Below are 2,312 nucleotides of genomic sequence, written 5' to 3' on the forward strand. Positions count from 1 at the left end.
TAGTTTTTTTAAAAAAATATTGAAATTCCATTTTATAATTTCTGAATGATAATGATGTGATTTTGTTGTGATAATTAAATCGTTTTGTTGATACAACGTTTTGCTAATGGTGTTGTATGGTTGTGTTAATGTCGTGTTTTGTCGAACGAATCATAATCATTTGATAATGCTGTTATGGTATAATGTATTGTATAATCCTAATTTTTAGATGTCGGGAGGAATATGGTATGAAAGCTAGTGAAATTGTAGTTCAATTGGAACAAGGGAAGAAAATGAAAGAATTGGAGATAGAATTAAATTTAAATAGTTCTACGATTAGAAGAAAACTAAAAAAAGAGGGTTATGTTCATGAAAATGGACATTGGAAGTTTGGAGAGGTTACTGAAATGATTGAAAAAAAGGGTATTAAAGTGATGGATAAAGAAGAGTTTACAGAAGAAGAAATTGTGTTTTTAAAGAAATTTGCAAAAAAACAAATGGAAAATGAATTGAGAGATACGATTATTAATGAGGTTGTTAATGAAGAAAATGAACCAAGTTTATTTGAACGTATTCAAAATATTGATGAGGATGAAAATAGGGAACGTAATAGCATTTTCTTGTCTGAATCTGTTCATGATGAATTTGCAGAATTTCTTAAAAAGGCAAAACTTAAAAATCAAAAGTCTATGCTTGTAGAAATTGCTTTGATAGATTTTTTGAAAAAGTATAATAAATAACGGATGTGATTTTGTGGATGAATTTTCATTTTTTCGTGTTATTGAATATTCCAAAGAAATTTTTAGTTCATTACCTTTACCATTAACTATCTTATTGATTTTTTGTAATGTGTTGTTTGTTTTGCGATTAATTATTGATTGTTTTTTAGAAAGAGATGTTAGTAAAAGGTATTGGGAAAAGTATTATGCTGAGCGAAATGAATCTGAAGAAAAAATTTCTTTGAAAAAATAGCGATTGTAATTTGTTCGTTTGCTATACTGATAAAAAAATAAAAAGAAAAAATAAAAAGAAAAGAGGATGATAATAAAGAGATAAAGAGGATTTAACATTGCCGAGACCTAGAAAACCTTTGGAAGAGAAAATAGATACGATATTTGTAAAAGTCCCGAAGAAAGTAATTTGGGCGTTTGAGGAGTTAGGAAATAAGAATGAAATAGCTAGTAAGATCATAATGGATTATTACAACAATAATTTGAAAAAAGATTAATCATTTTCTTTCTTTTTTTAAATTGAATACGAACAGGTTTATCTGTGCGCGAATACACGTTTGTGTATTTTTTTTGAGAAAATTACAGGAGGTGCTTTTTGTGGCATATTTAAATAGCACGAAGGCAGCGGGAAATAGATATTTTTATTTATCAAGATATACAGGTAAAAAAGAACATACTTGTAAAAAGTATGAGAATTTTTATAGCTTTGGTAATCAAAATGTTGCTTTAGAAAGACTATCTTTATGGTTGTTGGACCAAAATTTTATGCCGAAAGAGTTAGTTGATTTAGGAATTTCGCATGAAGATATCAGCAGATGGAGAAGTAAAGTGTTAGAAATGGTGCAAAAAGTATCTTAGTAATTGTTTTATTTGTATAAATAAATTCGAGGTGTTTTTATGAATGAGTTAATTAAGTTAGAAGAAAGAATTAATGATTTGTGGGCAATTATATTTGGTGTTTCTGTTTGTTTATGGTTTCCTTCTTTTTATGATTTTTTTAATGAAACACTCCATACTCCGCAATTATTAACAGGATTAGCAGGGGATGTTTTTGTTTTAATATATATGTTGTTTATGCTTTCTCTGTGGGGTGTTTTGATGTTTAAAGTAACTAAAATGATAAGAAAGAAAATGAAACTTTTGGGTTAGAATGTAAAAATTCTAACTTTTTTTGTTTTGATCGTAGAATTATTATGTTGATTTTTTTGCATTTTTTAAAAATATAATTTATTGTTTTGTTAGATTTGATTTGAGCCAAAATAATTTTGGCTTATTTATTTTGTGGAAAAACATTTGAATATTATTTATAATTCGAGATATATTCCAAACAAAATAAAATAAGTTGCAGTCCTATATGATGCGTCAACATCGTATAGGTGCTGAGAAGTTGGCAGACTTCTACAACCAAGCATAAAGCTCACTACAACTATCTATGTTATTATACACATTTTGTTAACTGTTGTATATCTGTATTTATAGATGTAGTGTGACGATGGACAAGTATGCCTTCTTATTTGAAGTTGTATTTGTCCTTTTTTGTGTTGTTATAGGGATATAAAAATTAATTTGAAATATGTGTTCATATTTTTAATTTTAATTTCG

The 2,312-nt window shown here is 27.2% G+C and carries 5 protein-coding genes; all 5 read left to right on the forward strand.

Going from position 1 to position 2,312, the window contains the following annotated elements; genetic code table 11:
• The first annotated feature begins 227 nt into the window (after window positions 1-227).
• The 5 genes from JFU02_RS03455 to JFU02_RS03475 all read left to right on the forward strand — a co-directional run bounded on the left by JFU02_RS03455 (window position 228) and on the right by JFU02_RS03475 (window position 1,859).
• A complete protein-coding gene (locus JFU02_RS03455) occupies window positions 228-719 on the forward strand; it encodes a hypothetical protein (RefSeq protein WP_201069874.1) in 492 nt (163 codons plus the stop codon).
• A gap of 13 nt (window positions 720-732) precedes the next feature.
• Window positions 733-951: a hypothetical protein gene (locus JFU02_RS03460; protein WP_201069877.1), complete on the forward strand. Its 219-nt coding sequence runs from the start codon at window positions 733-735 to the stop codon at window positions 949-951.
• Between the two features lie 97 nt (window positions 952-1,048).
• Window positions 1,049-1,207 carry a hypothetical protein gene (locus JFU02_RS03465; RefSeq protein WP_201069880.1) on the forward strand — a complete coding sequence of 53 codons (159 nt, stop codon included), beginning with the start codon at window positions 1,049-1,051 and terminating at the stop codon, window positions 1,205-1,207.
• A 100-nt stretch (window positions 1,208-1,307) separates the two neighbouring features.
• Window positions 1,308-1,568 (forward strand): hypothetical protein, encoded by a 261-nt coding sequence (locus tag JFU02_RS03470; protein WP_050267838.1) that lies wholly within the window; start codon window positions 1,308-1,310, stop codon window positions 1,566-1,568.
• Window positions 1,569-1,607: 39 nt separating this feature from the next.
• Entirely contained in the window at window positions 1,608-1,859 is a 252-nt protein-coding gene (locus JFU02_RS03475) for a hypothetical protein (RefSeq protein WP_201069883.1), read from the forward strand.
• Window positions 1,860-2,312: the final 453 nt, after the last annotated feature.

Origin of the sequence: Bacillus sp. TH13 (assembly GCF_016651175.1) — a bacterium.
Lineage (GTDB): Bacteria > Bacillota > Bacilli > Bacillales > Bacillaceae_G > Bacillus_A > Bacillus_A thuringiensis_S.